Origin of the sequence: Gilliamella apicola, assembly GCF_000599985.1 — a bacterium.
In the GTDB taxonomy this organism is placed as follows: domain Bacteria; phylum Pseudomonadota; class Gammaproteobacteria; order Enterobacterales; family Orbaceae; genus Gilliamella; species Gilliamella apicola.
In genome coordinates, this window is sequence record NZ_CP007445.1 from 1315867 (window position 1) to 1334041 (window position 18175).

Annotated in this window: 16 protein-coding genes; 11 read left to right on the forward strand and 5 right to left on the reverse strand. The window is 28.9% G+C overall.

Annotated elements, in window-relative coordinates:
- Positions 1-327: 327 nt before the first annotated feature.
- The 5 genes from GAPWK_RS06110 (at position 328) to GAPWK_RS06130 (ending at position 3215) form a co-directional block, all read left to right on the forward strand.
- The gene (locus tag GAPWK_RS06110) at positions 328-789 is read left to right on the forward strand and encodes a hypothetical protein (protein WP_025315373.1); all 462 of its coding nucleotides are present in this window, start codon (positions 328-330) and stop codon (positions 787-789) included.
- Positions 790-1095: 306 nt separating this feature from the next.
- Positions 1096-1389, forward strand: coding sequence for a hypothetical protein (locus tag GAPWK_RS06115; RefSeq protein ID WP_025315374.1), 294 nt, complete (start codon positions 1096-1098; stop codon positions 1387-1389).
- A 337-nt stretch (positions 1390-1726) separates the two neighbouring features.
- Entirely contained in the window at positions 1727-2041 is a 315-nt protein-coding gene (locus GAPWK_RS06120) for a hypothetical protein (protein ID WP_025315375.1), read from the forward strand.
- 382 nt (positions 2042-2423) lie between these two features.
- Positions 2424-2738, forward strand: a complete 315-nt coding sequence (locus tag GAPWK_RS06125) for a hypothetical protein (protein WP_025315376.1) — start codon at positions 2424-2426, stop codon at positions 2736-2738.
- A gap of 117 nt (positions 2739-2855) precedes the next feature.
- Positions 2856-3215 carry a hypothetical protein gene (locus tag GAPWK_RS06130; protein ID WP_025315377.1) on the forward strand — a complete coding sequence of 120 codons (360 nt, stop codon included), beginning with the start codon at positions 2856-2858 and terminating at the stop codon, positions 3213-3215.
- A 346-nt stretch (positions 3216-3561) separates the two neighbouring features.
- Here the strand turns inward: GAPWK_RS06130 and GAPWK_RS06135 are convergent, their stop codons facing one another.
- Complete coding sequence (locus tag GAPWK_RS06135; RefSeq protein ID WP_025315378.1) at positions 3562-4482, reverse strand: LysR family transcriptional regulator; 921 nt, start codon at positions 4480-4482, stop codon at positions 3562-3564.
- 391 nt (positions 4483-4873) lie between these two features.
- Positions 4874-5803 (reverse strand): DMT family transporter, encoded by a 930-nt coding sequence (locus tag GAPWK_RS06140; protein WP_025315379.1) that lies wholly within the window; start codon positions 5801-5803, stop codon positions 4874-4876.
- 275 nt (positions 5804-6078) lie between these two features.
- On the opposite strand from GAPWK_RS06140, the gene GAPWK_RS06150 reads away from it, so the two are divergent.
- Both GAPWK_RS06150 and GAPWK_RS06155 read left to right on the forward strand, forming a co-directional pair.
- A protein-coding gene (locus GAPWK_RS06150) for an IS3 family transposase (RefSeq protein ID WP_407919848.1) occupies positions 6079-7160 on the forward strand; the annotation gives its coding sequence in 2 pieces (ribosomal slippage) (positions 6079-6334 and positions 6334-7160; 1083 coding nt in all).
- 376 nt (positions 7161-7536) lie between these two features.
- Positions 7537-8409, forward strand: a complete 873-nt coding sequence (locus GAPWK_RS06155) for a LysR family transcriptional regulator (protein WP_025315382.1) — start codon at positions 7537-7539, stop codon at positions 8407-8409.
- 217 nt (positions 8410-8626) lie between these two features.
- Here GAPWK_RS06155 and GAPWK_RS06160 read toward each other — a convergent pair whose 3' ends face one another.
- Together GAPWK_RS06160 and GAPWK_RS06165 are read right to left on the reverse strand one after the other, a co-directional pair.
- A complete protein-coding gene (locus tag GAPWK_RS06160) occupies positions 8627-9814 on the reverse strand; it encodes an MFS transporter (RefSeq protein WP_025315383.1) in 1188 nt (395 codons plus the stop codon).
- 1347 nt (positions 9815-11161) lie between these two features.
- The gene (locus GAPWK_RS06165; protein WP_025315384.1) at positions 11162-11446 is read right to left on the reverse strand and encodes an ArsR/SmtB family transcription factor; all 285 of its coding nucleotides are present in this window, start codon (positions 11444-11446) and stop codon (positions 11162-11164) included.
- 209 nt (positions 11447-11655) lie between these two features.
- On the opposite strand from GAPWK_RS06165, the gene GAPWK_RS06170 reads away from it, so the two are divergent.
- Together GAPWK_RS06170 and GAPWK_RS06175 are read left to right on the forward strand one after the other, a co-directional pair.
- On the forward strand, positions 11656-11958 hold the full coding sequence (locus GAPWK_RS06170) for a hypothetical protein (RefSeq protein WP_025315385.1): 303 nt from the start codon (positions 11656-11658) through the stop codon (positions 11956-11958).
- 312 nt (positions 11959-12270) lie between these two features.
- Entirely contained in the window at positions 12271-13794 is a 1524-nt protein-coding gene (locus GAPWK_RS06175; RefSeq protein WP_025315386.1) for an MFS transporter, read from the forward strand.
- Between the two features lie 831 nt (positions 13795-14625).
- On the opposite strand, the gene GAPWK_RS06180 is transcribed toward GAPWK_RS06175, so the two are convergent.
- Entirely contained in the window at positions 14626-15843 is a 1218-nt protein-coding gene (locus GAPWK_RS06180; protein ID WP_025315387.1) for an MFS transporter, read from the reverse strand.
- A gap of 701 nt (positions 15844-16544) precedes the next feature.
- Here GAPWK_RS06180 and gap point away from each other — a divergent pair.
- The gene (gene gap / locus GAPWK_RS06185; protein WP_025315388.1) at positions 16545-17546 is read left to right on the forward strand and encodes a type I glyceraldehyde-3-phosphate dehydrogenase; all 1002 of its coding nucleotides are present in this window, start codon (positions 16545-16547) and stop codon (positions 17544-17546) included.
- Between the two features lie 52 nt (positions 17547-17598).
- Complete coding sequence (locus GAPWK_RS06190) at positions 17599-18165, forward strand: TetR/AcrR family transcriptional regulator (protein WP_025315389.1); 567 nt, start codon at positions 17599-17601, stop codon at positions 18163-18165.
- The last annotated feature ends 10 nt before the right edge of the window (positions 18166-18175 follow it).

Consider the following 18175-nt stretch of genomic DNA (forward strand, 5'->3'; position numbering starts at 1 on the left):
CTGCTTAACAGATAAAATTCACTCAATAAAAACTATGTATATTTAGGGTATATCTCATTAAAATAATTATATAAAATAATGTGATTCAATCCAAACCAAATCTAGTTAAGTTCAGCATTTGATAGTAAAGATAATACCGATAAATTAGTATGTGATACAATTACTCACAAAAAAAGTGTACCGAATAAACTGAGTAAATTTGATGTGGAAATTGGTGCTCTGATTAAAATTTGTTCTAATTACGGAGTGCTGACAAAAATCAGAGTGTATGTCGATTCTTGAGGTAAAACACATTACTCCTCCAACAAGAAAGGAATATCGGTAAGAATGTATGTACAATTCAATAAAATTTTTCATGATCTTCTTAATGCATATGGAGATTTAGAAAAACCAGATTTTCATTTTGCAATGAAGTCATATCGCTCATTAAAATATCAAAGTGTATTAAATGATATTTCTTCTTTATTTAATATTACAGATCATACTGATCTAAATTATGATGTTTGCATATCCATTCAAATTGAACATTGCAAAAAAACTTCTTTTTTATATTTATCTTTGGTGTCAACATATGCTTTTTTATGTCATGGAGACAAAGTAATTACCTGTAATGATGTTTTATATCAAGAATTTTCTGATTTGATAAATATATTATATTCTTATGATTTTATTTTACTTAATAAAGATGAACTTTTGTATGAATTTGATATAGATACTTCACAATTTGATTCTGAAAATAAAAAAGCATCAGTTTTAGCATTATTATTTTCATTTGGACTATCAATCTAAATAACAGAATTAAAGACGTACATTTTAATAATGATGTATAACTAGTTCATTTAAAAAAGTAGATTAATTATTGTATTGTGCTTAACAGATGTGCATAAAGTAAGTTGTGTGGGAAATAAATCAGCAATTAAAATATTTGAAAACAGGTAACTACATCATATGATTATGAAGACTTTACTTTGATAAAGATAATATTTTACATAGGTATTTGAGCTTACTAAATGATTATCCACGCCAAACCGCTCCTCATTTTTACATGATAACACCAAACGAAGTGAAAGTTATAAACTATATAGGAAGATAAAAATGTTAAATGTAATTAAATATATCGATAACGAGATTAAATTGTTAAAAAACAATAACCCTGAATTGCGAAATCAATTAAAGTTTTTGAAGAAAATTGCTTTATTTTTATCTGAAAATACGATAGAAGGTACAGTAGATAAAATTATACCACTTACTGAAATGAATACTGGATATTCTGAATATAGAATAATAAACGATTGTGAATCTGATAACAAAGAATTGTGGATAGAATATATACACGAAAATAATAAAATTAGTTTATATTCAGGAGATATATTAATAAAAATGAAATAATACAATAGACATATAATCGTTATTGAAAATTCAACTTGTTACTTACTTATCAATAGATCCTTTATTACATACCCACATCAAACCAACTAGTTGGATATAAAGAAATGTATGAAATATGTTGTATTCTAAATAAAATTCCAATAAGTAATAGAGAAAGGGATAATCACAATACTCTAAGATAAACTAACAATAACCTAACTGTAATGTACAAAAACTTTAGCATAATATGATTAAAGCCATAAATTCCTAATTTTAGGTAAAGATGGTGAATCGAGAATATATGGATAGCAACTATCAAATCGTGATATTGTTTTTTACAAAATTAAAGGAATAAAAAATGATTAATTTACCTGACTATATAAAAGAAAGTAATATTGAGTATATACAACATCGATTAAAAGATATTGCAAGTATTAGCTTAAAAAAAATTCTTAATAAACACTATACGGAGTTAGGTATTAAATATAAAAAAGATATTAAAAATCTTTCTTTTAAAGAACAGCTTAGCATAATTTTAACAGGATTTAATACAGAGCCTGTTTTTCAATTATGTTTTTATATATATGACGAAAATGATTTTTATTTAGGTTACTACCAACACTTGACTGACCTTGATTTTAACTATGTAGATGAATTTTTCGTTGCAAAATAGTAATAATTTTACGGATATTATGTAGTTAGGTATTAAATTAGCACTAGTTTAACAAATTGAGCTACTGAATTGGTACCTATAACTGCACTATATAATTTTTAAAGCAAATATCAGTGTTTAACAAGTTTATAGCAACTATTATTAAAATTGTAAAAGTAGAATTATTGACTGGAATACCACTAATGATCGTATTGTAATTATTGGTGAAATAGTAATTGTGTGCGGTTGAATAACCTTAAATGCTAAGTTAAATTCACCTAATGGAACAATGAAAGATAACCATGTTATTATTGATGCATTAACAGTACAATGGGGCGAAAATTTATTCCATCCTCCAATAAAGAATTATGTACTTAAATAACAAGGAAGAGAGAGTTGATTTATGAAAACAACAATTTATAAGTCTATAGATGAAAGAATATATTGTGATTATTCTAATGAGTGTTTGTATCATGGTATTGTTATGGTATCTAAGACGGATGAAGTAAAAAACCTTAGGGGTGATAAATTCGTCTTAAAAGAAGGAGATTATGTATATTTATATGAAGATATCGGTGAAGGGGATTATATAGTTTTTGAAGGATATATTATTCCTAATACATTTAACTCCGGACCATGTAAATGGTTTTGTAAACTGGTAGGAGAACACCGACATATTGAATATTGGGATGAATATAATAAACGATTTGGAATGTGAAATAATAAATGAGACAGCTACTTATGAATTTCATATATTATTAATTTTGATAATTTAAAAGACAAAAAAATTAAATTTTTTATAGTTCTTATCTCTAATAGTGGTAATAATAGCATTATGAATAAACGTATAAAGCTTGAAAGATATATTTTGAAGGAATATCAAGCGAAAGATAGTCAGACATTTCTGTATCAACTTAATTACGAGTTTTATTTTGATAAAGAAAAATTTTCTATATTGCTAAATAATTGTAATAGTTTGGCGAAAGAGTATCACGAATTTGGTAAAAGTGATAACTATGATGAGGTGGTTAAGAGTCTACTTGCTATTTTTGAACATACACTGTATTTATTTTTTGTTCATTTTGTTGAAAATGATATGTTTACAATTAGTAATTACGGTAAAGATCTCACAGCCACTGATGTTTCAGACTATTATTTACAAATTAGAGATATAACTGAAAAAATTATCTTATAGTTAAACTATACTAAGTAATTATTCTTAGTAATTTTATGATTATATAATTATTATAATCTATATTCTAATTAGATTAAGATATTAAGGAATCAGCCAGAATGGCTTTAAATATCTTAGATGAATCATATTAAGCTATATATTTGCAACAAATAGTTTCCAAATCATTTGTCTTACAAATCTTGTTATCTCATTTCAATTAAAATAATCTTTTATTGTAATAACTTAACCGAATTTTATGGCTACCATCGACTAGCATTTATTATCTTAATTAACAATCAATAATAGCCATTGTCCACTTTTTTCACTAATACAAAGAATATATTTTGTGATGTAAAAATAAGCGCTATCAGCTAATCTTTTTAGTTAAATAATTGATGAATACTTTTAGTTTCATTGAATTTTTATATGCCGAAGGATAAAGAAAGCAAAACTCCCAAGCATTTTCTTTATTATACTCAGATAAAATTTCAACTAACTCTTTTCTCTTTAGCTCTTCTTGTACAGAGAAACTAAAAAGCTGAACTATACCTCCATCATTTAAAGCTAAAAATTTAGTTGCTTGAATACTATCAAAGATTTGTATTTGGCTATTTTCAATATTATCTTTACATAGATTTTTATTCAAAAATGACCAGTGAAATCGTTTATTATTTTGACTAGAGCTAAAATTAATACACTTATGATTTATTAATTCATTAGGGCAAGCAATCATGCCATTTTTTGCTAGATAATTGGGGCTGGCATATAATCCAGTAGTGGCAACAAACAATTTTTTTTTGATAAGAAAAGCCTCCAGTTTAGTATTTTTTTGTACTAGCCTAACTGATAGATCAAAATCTTCAGCAATGAAATCAACATTTCTATTAGTTACATGAAAATCAAGTTTTAGATTAGGGTATTCTTGAGAAAAGTTAGCTAGATAAGGTGATATTTTGTAATTAAAAAAGGTTTCTGGGACGCTTATTTTTAATTTACCTTCTATTACATTTTTTTCAGTTTTAATAGAATATCCAGCATTAATTAGCATATCTAATATCTCGGAGCATTTTTTATAGTAGATACGCCCTTCGGGAGTCAATTTAACTTGACGTGTACTACGTGAGAATAATTCAAATCCGATTCTTTCTTCAAGTCTTTTAATTGAACGACTGACAGCTGCTGGAGTAATATTTAAATATTCAGCAGTAACTGAGAAGTTCTCATTTTCAGCCGCTACTAAAAATAATTCAAGGCTAGCGATATGCATAGTTTTAAACTGTTTTTTCATCGGATTACTTTTATTTATTAAAAATAACAATACCTGAATATTTTATATTTTAGATTAATTGGTCACAAGAAAAACTTATTTTTAATCAATATAATGTGTCAAAAGGAATATATTAAAGTTGTTTATTCAAAAAATATTAAGGTGTTTTTGTATACTCTCTTTGAGAATGTATAATTTTAATCTAATCTTCTTTTATTGATATTATGTTTGCACTCCACCCATTATTGATAATAGCTTTGAGAGTAGTTTTTAACTCATCTAATTAAAAATTCAATATTATGATCATATTTCAGAAATATGATGAATGCACATAACAACAAATCATATATTTCTCATTAAATGTTCCTTGTTTTTAAAATTAATGAATTTATTATTTTTTAATTTATATTTTTTATTTACTACTTTTATTTGTTCTCATATAAATATTATTAAGAACTAATGCAATAATAGTGATTATTGCCCCTACCGTTTCGGTATATGAAATAGAATGACCTTGATGGATGCCAATAATAAAAGAAATGACAGGTACTAAATTAACAAAAAGAATTCCATTGATAGCGCCAAGACCATTAATGCCTGCATTCCAAGTAATGATCACTAATGCTGTGATAACAAGTATAAAAATATCAAATCCACTAGTGATTAATGCATTCATACTTGGAGGACTTGCTAAGTGAAAAAAAGACGCGATAAAAGTAATAGCAATAATACTTAATACACCAAGAGAAGAACTTAATGCTGTTACTCTTAATGCACTCCACTTGTGTTTTGTAATCATCATATTTGCAAAATAGGTATAAATAACCCAGCAAGTTGTAGCAGCCAACAATAATAAGTCGCCTAGAAAGCTTGATGAGGCTATCAAATTATTAAAATCTCCATTAGTTATAACCAAAATAATTCCCACAAAAGCTAATACTATGCACAAAATCGTTTTAATATCAGGTATATTATGATCAAGGATAGATGATAAAATCATTGATAACGTCGGCATTAACGCCAATATGATTGTTGCATGTTCAGCAGAAGAAAAGCCAATACCGATAAAAGTAAGAAAGTTTAATCCAGCAAAACCTATAGTTCCAAAAAGCCACAATTGAAAAGCTTTTCCTTCCGTTTGATAACTTTTTTTACCCTCTATGATAAGCAAAACAAAGCTTACAAGAAAAGCACCAAGAACGTAGCGAATAAAAGTAAGATAATAGCCATCTATGCCAGATGATACAGCATGTTTTGAGGCGGGATACATAATACCCCAGCCAAACACAGTAACTAATAAATATAATGTATATCTATAGTTTTTTATTCGAATATCTTTCATAAAAGCCAGCCTTATTTTACTTATTATCTATTTCATTGACTTTTATAATATGTTTTGAGCGAAAGATCATTATTACCTCTGTAATATCATTTATTACACCAAGTAATAAATAATATTAATTTCAAAAATTAATCTTACTAAAATTATATTCTCTATTTTTAATTCTGTAGTGATATTGGCTAGAAAAAACTTGTAACTATCCCCTAAAATAGTACATAAAAAAGTAGAAAATTCTCTATAATATTTTTAATTAGAATTTTAAGGAGAATTTCAATATGAAAAAATTATCGGAACACCAAATTGTCTCCATTTTAAAAGAAGCTGAAGTTGGTATCCCTATTAAAGAGCTTTGCCGTAAATATGGTATGGCCGTTTCTACTTTTTATAAATGGCGAGATAAATATGGCGGTATGCAATCATCGGACATTACGCGGTTAAAACAGCTGGAAGCTGAAAATCGTAAACTTAAACAGATGTATGCTGAATTAAGTTTAACTTCTCAGCTCCAGCAAGAAATAATAAAAAAGCTATAGTGCCGACGGCAGTTCGTAAGAGTTGGGCACAAACACTACAGTCACAATACAGTATAACAATTAAAATGAGTTGCACTATTGTGAATTTAAGTCGCTGTGCTTACTACTATCAACCTAAATCGGCAGATGACACTATGATTATTTCATTACTTAAGTCAATAACAGACAAGCATTTACGTTGGGGATTTCCTAAGTGTTTTCATCGAATCAGGAAACTGGGATATAAGTGGAATCATAAACGGATTTATCGAGTTTATTGTCAGTTAAAACTCAATATTCGTTCTAAACGCAATAAACGATTGCCCCAACGTTATCCAGAGCCATTATCAGTACCAAGTCGTTTGGGAGAATGTTGGTCAATGGATTTTATGAGTGATAGTTCTCAAAATCACCGCCGATTTAGAACCTTTAATGTTATTGATGACTTTAATCGAGAGGCATTAGGCATTGATATTGCGGTCAGTTTATCGGCAGGTAGAATTACCCGTTATTTAGACAGACTGGCTCAATATCACGGTTATCCATTAAAAATACGCGTTGATAATGGCACAGAATTTACCTCAAACAGATTTACAAGTTGGGCAAAATCACATGGAATAACCCTAGATTATATTAAACCAGGTAGTCCTTATCAAAACGGCTATATAGAACGATTTAACCGCACATATCGAACGGAGGTATTAGATCTGTATTTATTTAAAAATCTGGAACAAGTAAGAAAAATAACCGAAGAGTGGTTAGAAATGTATAACACAGAAAGACCGCATGAAGCATTAAATAATATGACACCAATTGAATATAGAAACATGAAGCAAATAGTATAATTTTCTACTTGGTTTGTGTGCTAACAATGGGGTATTTACAAGATATTTATAAAATGAAGTGTATTATCTATTGAAGCACAGCCTTATAAAGATAGTAAAACCGTTAAATAAAGTATCCTTAAATGGATAAATTTTGTGGGAAAAAATATAAAAACTCTTTTTCATTAAAAAATGGCATGATAAATATTAATGTGTCATATAAATAATATTCGTTTATATGTTATTAAACCATGATTAGAAAAATTATTAGATCCCATCATTAATAGATTTTAACCATCTATTTAATTCTTTATTCGTTAGAACAAGTGTAATTATTAGAACATTAAAATCTGATAATTAAGTATAATACTCAACATCTAACGAGAAGGATTTCCTTATGTATGTAAAGAAAATAAGATCATTTATTGTATTAGCTACAAGTGATAGTTTTCGCGATGCTGCTGACAAACTGAATATAACCCAACCAACACTTACAAAACAAATTCAACTTCTTGAAGATGTATTCGGCTTTAAACTATTTGTTAGGGATAATCATGGCTGTTACCTAACCGATGAAGGTAAAATAATCTATAAATACGCACTTAGTTTAACCAACGAATTAGATAGATTATTATGTGTTGTTAAAAAAATAAAAAATGGTACAACAGGTGTTTTGAACATTGGCTATACGTTTTCCTTTATAAATATATTACCGGAAATAATAAATAATTATACCGAACACCACCCAATGATAAAAATTCAGCTACATGAATTATCTTCATTAGAACAGGAAAAAAGGTTATTATCTGGTGAGTTAGATATCGCTTTTATGGAAAAGCCTGTCAATAAACAGATAAAATATGAAGAAATAGGCTCAGATTATTTATTATTTATATCAAATTCAAAAGAAAATTTTCCTATTAATGATTTTAGAGACATTAATCATATGTTAGATAAAAATACGCTTTGTTTGCCTGACTGTGAAACCAATGTCGATCTATCTCAAAAAATTTCAAAATATCTTTCAAGAAACTCATTAAATTATCCAAACGTATATTATACAAATAATATTTACAACATTATATCTATGGCCAATTTACATTCGAATGTAACGATATTACCTAATAGTTTAGTTCATAATATTAAATCAACACTCAAATGTGAAAAACTTATGGGAAAAGGTTCAAAATGGAAAATAGGGGTGTCTTGGAATGAAGCAAGAGCAGGTACTGATGTTCTTACATTTGTTAATGAAATGAAAAGTAAATAAATTTTTCATTATATTTTAATAATTATAACATGATGATATTAATAATTTTGTCGGATATTGAATTCATATATTAGAAATACCCTCAATGAGAAGAATCATCCGGTTCTTTATTATGAGCAGTAAACCAGATGACTTTCATTTTTGTATTATAGTAATTATTATAAGTTTGTATACTGGACTCTATTTTTAACAGTTTACCAAAGTGTAACCATGCAGATCAGTTAGATACTTTATCGTCCCCGCTTGTATTTTCAACCCCAAGTTTTCCAGCACATAAAACAATACAAAGAGCTACTGTTAACAAAACACACATTATCATAGGTAATACTTCTGCATCGAAAACATTTAGCAATACTCCGCCACAAAAACCACCGCCAGCTATTGCCAAATTCCAAAGTGATACAAGTAAAGACTGTGCAATATCAGCAGATTCTCCTGTTATTTTTGCTGATGCTGTTTGAAATAAAGTAGCTCCACCACCAAAAGACAATCCCCATATTACAATTGAGATTAAAATTAACCAATAAAAGTTATCAAAAGCATAAAATAATAATCCAGATATGGCGAAAAAACTGAGAGATAAAATAATTAATTTACGTAAATAGTTATCTATAAATATTCCAACAATAGTAATACTAATAATTGATGAAACACCAAAAATAAACAGAACAATATCGATATTTTCTTCATTGCCTGAAAGTTGCAAATATGGTGATATATAGGTATAAAAAATATTATGTCCAAAAGCAAAAATAAAATTTATTGCTAATATAGATTTTACGTAAGGTATCGATAATACGGAAAAAATAGGATTCTTTTTCGTTGCTTCTAAAGCTGCTAAATTAGGGAGTTTTAAACATATAAAAATAACCAACAATAAAGAGACTATAGTAATTATATGAAAAGTTAATCTCCAACCGACTAATTGTCCTATTGATGTACCCAATGGAATACCTATAGACAAAGCTATCGGAACTCCTAGCATAACTATAGTTATTGCTCTACCTTTTTTATCATCACTAACCATTCTTGTTGCATAACCAGCTACCATTGCCCACAAAAGACCAGCGAAAACACCCGCTAAAAATCTAGCTATTAATATCAGAGTAAAAGATAAAAAATAGGCTGTCATAAAATTAGTAATGCCAAAGCCAAGGATAACTATAATTAATAATTTTTTTCTATTCCAACTTTGTGTAGCAATTGTTAATGGAATAGCAGATAGCAGGGAACCTAATGCATAAAGGGTCACTAATTGTCCTGCTTGAGCTTCTGTAACACTTAGATCTTCACTTATTAACAGTAAAAAACCAGCAGGTAACGCTTCAGTCAGAATAGAAATAAACAGTGCTGTTGCTAAAGCTAAAAGACTCAATGTGGGAAATATATTATTTGTTCTTTCCATGTAATTCACTCATATTATAAATTTTGGGGTAGATTAAATTGAATTCATGCTAACAAATAGTTTTATAACTGTATAATTCCAATCATTTATTGCATTATAAAAAATTTTCATCACAATTAATTGTCAATTAAAATAAACTGAGTTACACAAAAGCTATATATTTTTATTAAATATTTCCTGTGGTTTGTATTCACTTATATCGGTTCTTCGATAACTGTATTTTCTTTATTGAATGTATAAATTCCTGATAAGAAATCATCTATTTATTCTTTGGCTATAACTTAAAACATGCTATAACCAACAATAGACCTTAGCTAAAGTATTAATGGATTTGAGCAATCAAGAGGCAATTAGAGGTATATCATGAAATTTTATAATCTATAATTTGAAGAAAACAGTAAAAAAATGAAAAAACAATCTAAAACAGACCAATCTAATAACTGCCTAAAAATATAATTATGACTATGAAATATCTTTTTCTCATCAGTCCAACAACACGAATAATTGAAAAGGTAAAATAACTATTCACAGTATTTTGCTCTATTATAATTTATGAAAGAATTAATGTCGGAACTATAGTATCACTTGTAATAATATTATCATTCACATGATGAAAATGTCTGATACCTTCTTCTCAAACTGATTTACAAACTATAATCCTATTGAGTGATTTCTCTCCCTGAATCAAATAGTGAATACTAGGCAAATATTTTAAAATATAGTCTAGCAAATAATATAAAATTGTTTTATCTGTCATATAGTTAATATCAATAATTAAACTGGAATTTTTTGGTGTTACCAAAGTACTTCGGTAAACGGCAGGACTTGTTTGTAAACATTTATTTGAAGGATCACGTCATCTCATTTTTATTTTACTTATGATTCTTTTCAGAAAGAATAACACCCAAAGGACAAATTCCTTATAGGTCAAATTAGTTTTAAATAGATCATTTTGTTTTAAAGGATAAATTATATATCATTAAAGGATTACACGACTCATTTGCTGTTTTCTATTTTAATCATTTCAAAATTATATCGGTTCAGAAGAAATCATTAGTTTGAACTTAATTGATTATTCTCACTTAATGTATATAACTTGTTGTATAAAAGTTTAATGGAATTAAATGAATTTTTTTATCCATTTTTTCTATGTTTAAAATAGCGAATTTTTATCATAATGTAGTAATAAAATTCCGAAAATAGTTCAAAAATGCTGCATTGTTAATTTTGAAATTTTTTGCATACATAAAGATACACAAAATAAGTGGGAAATATAAAAATCATCTCCCACTTAAAAGTAGAATATTTGACATTTTCTTAATAATAAATCAAGGATATTTCCACTTTTTACAAAGTTTTCCATTTAGTAGAAATCAGCTCTAGTAAGCCAGGAAATTCTTTTTCAATTTCTCTTCTTCTTAAAGTTGCCAGAGAGCAATTACCCTTATCTACCTGAGATATGAGTCCAGCTTCCCTTAAAATTTTAAAATGATGTGAACGTGTAGCTTTCGTTAGTTGCAACCCAAACGATGTACAATGACGCTCTGCTCCAGGTTCATCTTGTATTAAACTTTGTATTATCCATAAGCGGTTTGGATCGCTTAGTGCTTTAAATACTTGAATTAAATTCATTTTATTCTTTCATTAAATTTAAATTTATTTATGGTAAATGATAACAGTTTTTATCAAAAAAATTGACATCCATAAAAAAATATATTAATAATAGAATGTTCGATGATTATCGAACGTAATGTGTTAATAGAACGATATTATTAATCGTTCTATAACGTTATAAAAAACTTAATTTTTTAATATATTATTAGAAACGTAAAGGAATAAATATGGATATTACCAACGTTGTCAAAACCCAAAATACCTTTTCAGAAAATAGTCAGATACTTAAAAAGCAACTTGTTCACTGCTTAATTATACATGAACTGTTTTTAACTAATATTAATCAACTATCTTACAGTTACTATGTTATTGCTGATCAACTGCCAAATACTCATATAAACTTCTATGATGAAGTAAACAAATACTATGATGTTGCTATATTATTGGCGCTTTTCAGTCAAGTATCAATTGGTGTTACAAATCGTTCTTATAATATAAATTACCCACTAATTTTATCTTTAATAGGGTGAGATTTAGAATATTAAATAATCTTTTTAGAACAATATGAATATTTCACTAGTCGTTGCTATTTAAAATTTACAAGTAATATCTGCAATTTTTATACGGCATACATAACTCAATTTGAAAGGAATCAATTTGACTTGAGATTTATATTGTTATTAAAACACTACTTTCATTGTTAGCCTAACGGATATTAGACCCGAAATATCATTACTAATATATCTTGGAGCAAAGAAATTGTTTTGAGATATTTAAATACATTACTTGTACTTATTTACTTTTTTTACGCACAGTAAAATATTTATTAAGAGAAATTACAAATGAACACAAAAATTGAAAATCCTAAATCAGTTATTGTATTAATCTCAATACTACTTGCTGTATTTGTGGTTCCAACATCTATCTCAGGAACAGCAATTGCGTTACCATTTATAGGAGCAAATCTTTCTGCTAATGCAACTTCACTACAATGGATAGTTAATAGTTTTAATTTAACTTTTGCTTGTTTTACTTTGTTATGGGGATCTTTTGCAGATACGTTTGGGCATAAAAGAGCATTTATAATTGGTGCAACAATTTATACGATAGCTTCGTTATTATCCGCTATTGCCATTAGCCCTTTAATGCTTGATATTGCCAGAAGTTTTGCAGGAGTTGGCGGTGCAGCTATATTTTCATGTGGAAGTGCGATATTAATCAAAACATTTGATGGGGATAAAAGAACCAAAGTGTTTGCATTTTTTGGAACAACGGCGGGTATTGGTATTACATTTGGACCTACAATATCGGGTTTTTTGTTAGACTTATTCAATTGGAGAGCTATTTTCATATTGCATACAATCGTTTTAGCTATCGTAATATTTATGATTTCAACTATTAGAAATGATAATCCCATTAAACGCCAATATCATTTTGATAAAATTGGTTCAATAGTTTTTACCATAGCTTTATTCCTATTAATGTTTTCAATTACTGAAAGTACACAATTGGGTTGGTCAAATTTAAAAACGTTAATACTTTTAGGTATCAGTTGTCTTTTTGGTGTTATATTTGTGATTTATGAAAAATATAATACTAATCCCGTCTTGAATTTAGAACTATTAAAAAATAAAAGATATGTAGGTTTAACACTTGTTCCTGTTGTTGCAAGTTTTAGTTTTGTTACATTACTAACCTATTATCCAAGCTATTTAACAGGAGTGATGCAGTACAGTCCTTCTTATGCAGGTATTATCATGATCTCATTGACTTTTCCTGTGCTATTTTGCCCATTATTAGCAGGAAAAATTGTTTCACTTGGTGTATCAGCAATAGTTATTATTTTGATTAGTCTAGTATTAATGATTTTAGGTGGAATTCTATTATTTTTAGTTGGAGGTATTGATGGGCAGCTATATCTGATCAATATTGCATTATTTATGATCGGCACGGGAATGGGTCTGACCGCTGGGCTTGTTGATGGATTAGCATTAAGTTGTGTTGAGCCTGATCAGACAGGAATGGCCGCTGGCTTATTGAATACATTGCGTTTGGGTAGTGAAGCAATAGCTGTTGCTTTATATGGTTCATTATTAGTTACTAATCTTAATAGAAATTTACCAAACTTATTGACAAAATATAGTTTGTCAAGTGAGTTAATGGAAGAGTGGATAAATTCTGTGGCTAGTGGAAATCTAACTGCACCACTGACTAATGTTGCTACAAATATGCATTCAATAATGCTTGATGATATAATTTTAAGTTATCATAATGCTTTCAATGTTACCTTAGTTATGTTGACCGTTATTAGTGGAATGATCTCTTTGGTCAGCTTATTTTTATTGAAAAGAAAAAGTTCCCATTAAATAAAATAGATTACAAAAATAAATATTTATGAGCACAATGACAGGTTTCTGTTCTTGTTTCATTCCAAATAGTTGAAAGCATGATGAGTTAAACTAAATCAAATCTTAACTAATAACCAACCGTTTTTTGTAGTTGCCTATTAGGTTGAATATTGGTCATAAATTTTCTTATAATTTTGTTATTCTATATATAAATGTGCCATTGTATTTTAAGCAAGAGCACATTTTATATAAATGAATTCATTGATTGCTATAATATTAAAATCTATTATCTTGAACTATTAGTAAATATAGAGGCTTTATTTTGTTATCATCAAGATCATTAATCGCTAAATAGATTGATTGACTTACGCTTTACTACTGCTTGACAAGATTATATTTTTTGAAATATCACCACTTTTTCATACAACAAAATTAAGTGGTAGTCATATATGTTGTACCAATACACATAGGCAGGAAAACGTTGGTGTAATTTATTTGTATTGCTAATTTTTTTATAAATTCAGTTATAAATGTTGCTTCATCAACCTCAACATCATAAGGGAATAGTTTATTTCTTAACAAGTGAGTTACAATAAATACATCAAAACAACGATTGAGTAATTGACTATCAAACTTTCCCCTTTGTCTGGATGAACATGAACTCCAGTTGATAATATTCTATTAGTTCTTAGAACCTTTATACTTTTTCTACCCATCAAATACTGATGGGTATTAATTTTATAAAGATATATAAATCTTCCTACCTAAAGACTTCTTTTAGTAATAAAGTATCAACATCATATAATTTTAAATTTTCTTAATTAGTTATAGTTTTAGGATTTATCATATTTAACCAATGGAAGTCGAAGTTCTTTTCTTTTTTGATAGCGAAATGAAACACAATAAAGATGCAAATGTTAAAATAGCTACAACCGCCCAAACTGCTCCCCATCCATAGCTATGTGCAATATTGGATACTAGAATAGGTGTTAAAAAATAAGCAAAAAATACTGTGCTACCAACCATACCCAATGCAGTTCCTGCTCTTTCAACACCAGCTTTTACAGCTGCTTCTGTATAAGCAAGACCGTGCCATGCATGTCCAAATAAACCCGTTAATACAAGAAAAGTGACACCCAAGTAAGTGTTATTCACCATTAAACAAAGTATAAAAGAAGCAATTCCACTTAGTACGGCATAATGCTTTAATAAAGAAATACGATTCTTTTTCCGGTCAGTATAAAAACCTGACCAAATTCTGAGAATTCCACCACCTATTTGAACACCAATGAGAGTGATAGAGATCAAAGTTAAATTGATATCGAGAACATCTCTCATATAAACGCCTCCAAAGGTAAGTACTGCCATTTGCGGTACAGTTAGAAAGCCTGCGGCGATAACAACTTTCCAGACGTCAGCACTTTTCAGTGGTGACACGGTTATAGTAGATGTTCTTTCATTTTGGAATTCATTTTGTTTAGAGTTAATAAAAAACAAAACAGCAAAACCGACAGTTAAACCTATTACAGCTAAGGCTAAAAAAGTCACTTCAAAACCATATGAATAAGCTAGCCAAGGAAGTAAACCAGTACCAATTGCCCCACCTACTGGAATTGCAGTTTGGCGAACACTCATAGCAAAGCCCCGCTCACTATCATCGAACCATTGCATTATTGTTCGACCTGATGACGAGTTAATACTACCGCCACATGCTCCAGCCATTGCCAAAGCAGCTCCTAAGTGTAAATATTTAATCCCACTATTTGAATTTCCTGGTGTAAGCCATAATGCTATAACGACAAATACTAGTGTTGATGACCATAGTCCTAAAATTAGAACTGTCTTATCGCCTAAATTATCCGTGATAATTCCCCAAACTATCTCAGAAGCTGCAACACCAAGTCCCATTGAACCTAATACAAAACCAAGTTCATGCAATGAAAAATTGTAAGATTCTCGCATTAAAATTCCAGTTATAGGAATGCCAGCAAACCCCATTGCGAATGTTGCTTGTGCCAACACTCCGATTCCAAGCACAAACCAACGATAATTATTTGTTTTATTCATATATTTATATTTCCTTAATTAATAGTTTAAATTTAGTGTTTTAGATTCTGTTTATAGATGACGCAATTTTATTGCTCGACTCGTTATGCCTTTTAGCTCAAGTAGAAAAATCACACTTTTGATTAATAAAGTGAACTGTTTAATCATTTCTTCAATAGATTGTCAGCAAGTGATGTTATATTTATTTGCTAGGCAAATATCATTATCTGTAGCCACGATCTCAATAGTGCCATTTTTACTTCTACTAATAGCATCAAATACAAGCTCAAGATCTTTATTCAATGCTCTAGAAAATCTTGTAATTTCAGACCAAGTAACGCTCCGACAAATCAATTTTATTGCTTCAAAATCAAATATAGATGAAGCTGAAAATCCTTATTCGATATGATTAACTCCAAGTGACTTTAACTTTAGAGTTATTAGTGGTTTATGTATTAGATTCATCACATTTTGTGATGTTTGTTCCTTATCATTTGACGTTGTATCTAAAATTGATGTTTTTTTCATTTTACAATTTCCAATTTTTCATTATAATAAAAATACATACTATTATGTATAGTTAATGGATTTACTAAGGCTTGTACACTATTAAATTAAACTAATTTTAATGCATTGATTAATAGTAATAATTTAAGTTTAATGTAATTAAATAATTTAATTAATAACATACTATTAAGTATGTTTTAATTTAAAAGGAGATAATGATGACAAATGTAGCTATTAATGGTTTTGGTCGTATTGGACGAAGTTTTATACGTGCATTGCAAGAGAGTTCGAATGATATCAAAGTCGTTGCAATCAATGATTTAGGCTCAATTGAGCAACTAGCTCATCTTTTAAAATATGACACAGCTTTTGGACGTTTTACTAAAAGTATTGAAGTAAAAAAAGATTATTTAGTTATTGATGGTCACGAAATTGTTGTTTACCAAGAACGTTATCCTGAAAATCTTCCATGGGCTAAACATAAAATTGATGTTGTTCTTGAATCGACAGGTAAATTTAATGATGGAAAAAAAGCACAAGCACACATAAAAGCTGGGGCTAAAAAGGTTCTGATTTCCGCACCAGCCTCAAATGTTGATTTGACTATTGTACAAGGCGTGAATAACCATATGTACAATAGGAATGAACATCACATCATTTCAAATGCTTCATGTACTACAAATTGTTTAGCACCTTTAGTAAAAGTAATACATGAAAATTTTGTTATTAAATCAGGGTTTATGACTACTATTCATGCTTATACTCAAGATCAGAATCTTCAGGATGGTCCACATCGAGATATGAGGCGAGCACGTAGTGCAGCTCAAAATATCGTCCCGACGTCAACGGGTGCAGCACAATCAATTGGTATAGTTATACCTGAATTAAATGGAAAACTAGATGGTGGTTCGATACGAGTTCCAGTTATCACAGGCTCAATGATAGATTTGACAGTAGAACTAGAGAAAGAAGTGACAGCACAATTAGTAAATAATACTATTAAGGACGCTGTTAGATCCGAAGAAATGGAGGGTATTCTTGTTTACACCGAAGATGAAATTGTTTCATCTGATATTATTCAAAATCCAGCTTCTTCCATTTTTGACTCTAAACTGACTAAAGTTATAGATGGTAAATTACTCAAAGTTGTTAGTTGGTATGATAATGAATGGGGGTTTTCAAATCGTTTAGTGGATACAATATTGCAAATGAAATAATTATTTAATATGATCATACCATCTTAGGGTGGTATGTCATTCTGTCGCAAAAATGAATACAAAACGAAATTCAAAAGAAAAACTAATCAAAGCTATGGCTGTTCTCTTGTTAGAGAAAGGTCTAGCCAATACAAGCCCAAATGATATTTTGACTCGAGCAGAAGTTGGTCAAGGTAGCCTGTATCATTATTTTCAGGGTAAAGAAGATTTATCACTAGCAGCAATAAAATATAATGTAGAGCAATTAGTTAATTTCAATACGTTAGTTTTAAGTTCTGATAAAAATGCATATGATAAACTTTCAGATCTTTTATTAAAATCCCGTAATATTGATAGAGGGTGTTTAGTTGGTCAACTTGCTCGGGATAGAGCGATTATGGAAAATAAAGGTTTAGCTGCGGAAGTTAATCGTGGATTTGAGTCAATGAAACAAACTTTAGAAAGCATCATAAAAGTTGGGATTTCTGAAGGTACTATCTCTAATATTCTCGCTCCGTTAGAGGCCGTTACACTTATTATGTCTACTTCGCAAGGTGCTTATATTATAGCAAAAGGATTGCAAGATGATTCCTATTTCTACTTAGCTATTAATACACTATTGAAAATATTTACTCCATAACAGCATGTTA

Coding starts and splice junctions, on each gene's coding strand:
- GAPWK_RS06110 (WP_025315373.1), top strand. CDS start 328: ATGTATGTACAATTCAATAAAATTTTTCATGATCTTCTTAATGCATAT.
- GAPWK_RS06115 (WP_025315374.1), top strand. CDS start 1,096: ATGTTAAATGTAATTAAATATATCGATAACGAGATTAAATTGTTAAAA.
- GAPWK_RS06120 (WP_025315375.1), top strand. CDS start 1,727: ATGATTAATTTACCTGACTATATAAAAGAAAGTAATATTGAGTATATA.
- GAPWK_RS06125 (WP_025315376.1), top strand. CDS start 2,424: ATGAAAACAACAATTTATAAGTCTATAGATGAAAGAATATATTGTGAT.
- GAPWK_RS06130 (WP_025315377.1), top strand. CDS start 2,856: ATGAATAAACGTATAAAGCTTGAAAGATATATTTTGAAGGAATATCAA.
- GAPWK_RS06135 (WP_025315378.1), bottom strand. CDS start 4,482: ATGAAAAAACAGTTTAAAACTATGCATATCGCTAGCCTTGAATTATTT.
- GAPWK_RS06140 (WP_025315379.1), bottom strand. CDS start 5,803: ATGAAAGATATTCGAATAAAAAACTATAGATATACATTATATTTATTA.
- GAPWK_RS06155 (WP_025315382.1), top strand. CDS start 7,537: ATGTATGTAAAGAAAATAAGATCATTTATTGTATTAGCTACAAGTGAT.
- GAPWK_RS06160 (WP_025315383.1), bottom strand. CDS start 9,814: ATGGAAAGAACAAATAATATATTTCCCACATTGAGTCTTTTAGCTTTA.
- GAPWK_RS06165 (WP_025315384.1), bottom strand. CDS start 11,446: ATGAATTTAATTCAAGTATTTAAAGCACTAAGCGATCCAAACCGCTTA.
- GAPWK_RS06170 (WP_025315385.1), top strand. CDS start 11,656: ATGGATATTACCAACGTTGTCAAAACCCAAAATACCTTTTCAGAAAAT.
- GAPWK_RS06175 (WP_025315386.1), top strand. CDS start 12,271: ATGAACACAAAAATTGAAAATCCTAAATCAGTTATTGTATTAATCTCA.
- GAPWK_RS06180 (WP_025315387.1), bottom strand. CDS start 15,843: ATGAATAAAACAAATAATTATCGTTGGTTTGTGCTTGGAATCGGAGTG.
- gap (WP_025315388.1), top strand. CDS start 16,545: ATGATGACAAATGTAGCTATTAATGGTTTTGGTCGTATTGGACGAAGT.
- GAPWK_RS06190 (WP_025315389.1), top strand. CDS start 17,599: ATGAATACAAAACGAAATTCAAAAGAAAAACTAATCAAAGCTATGGCT.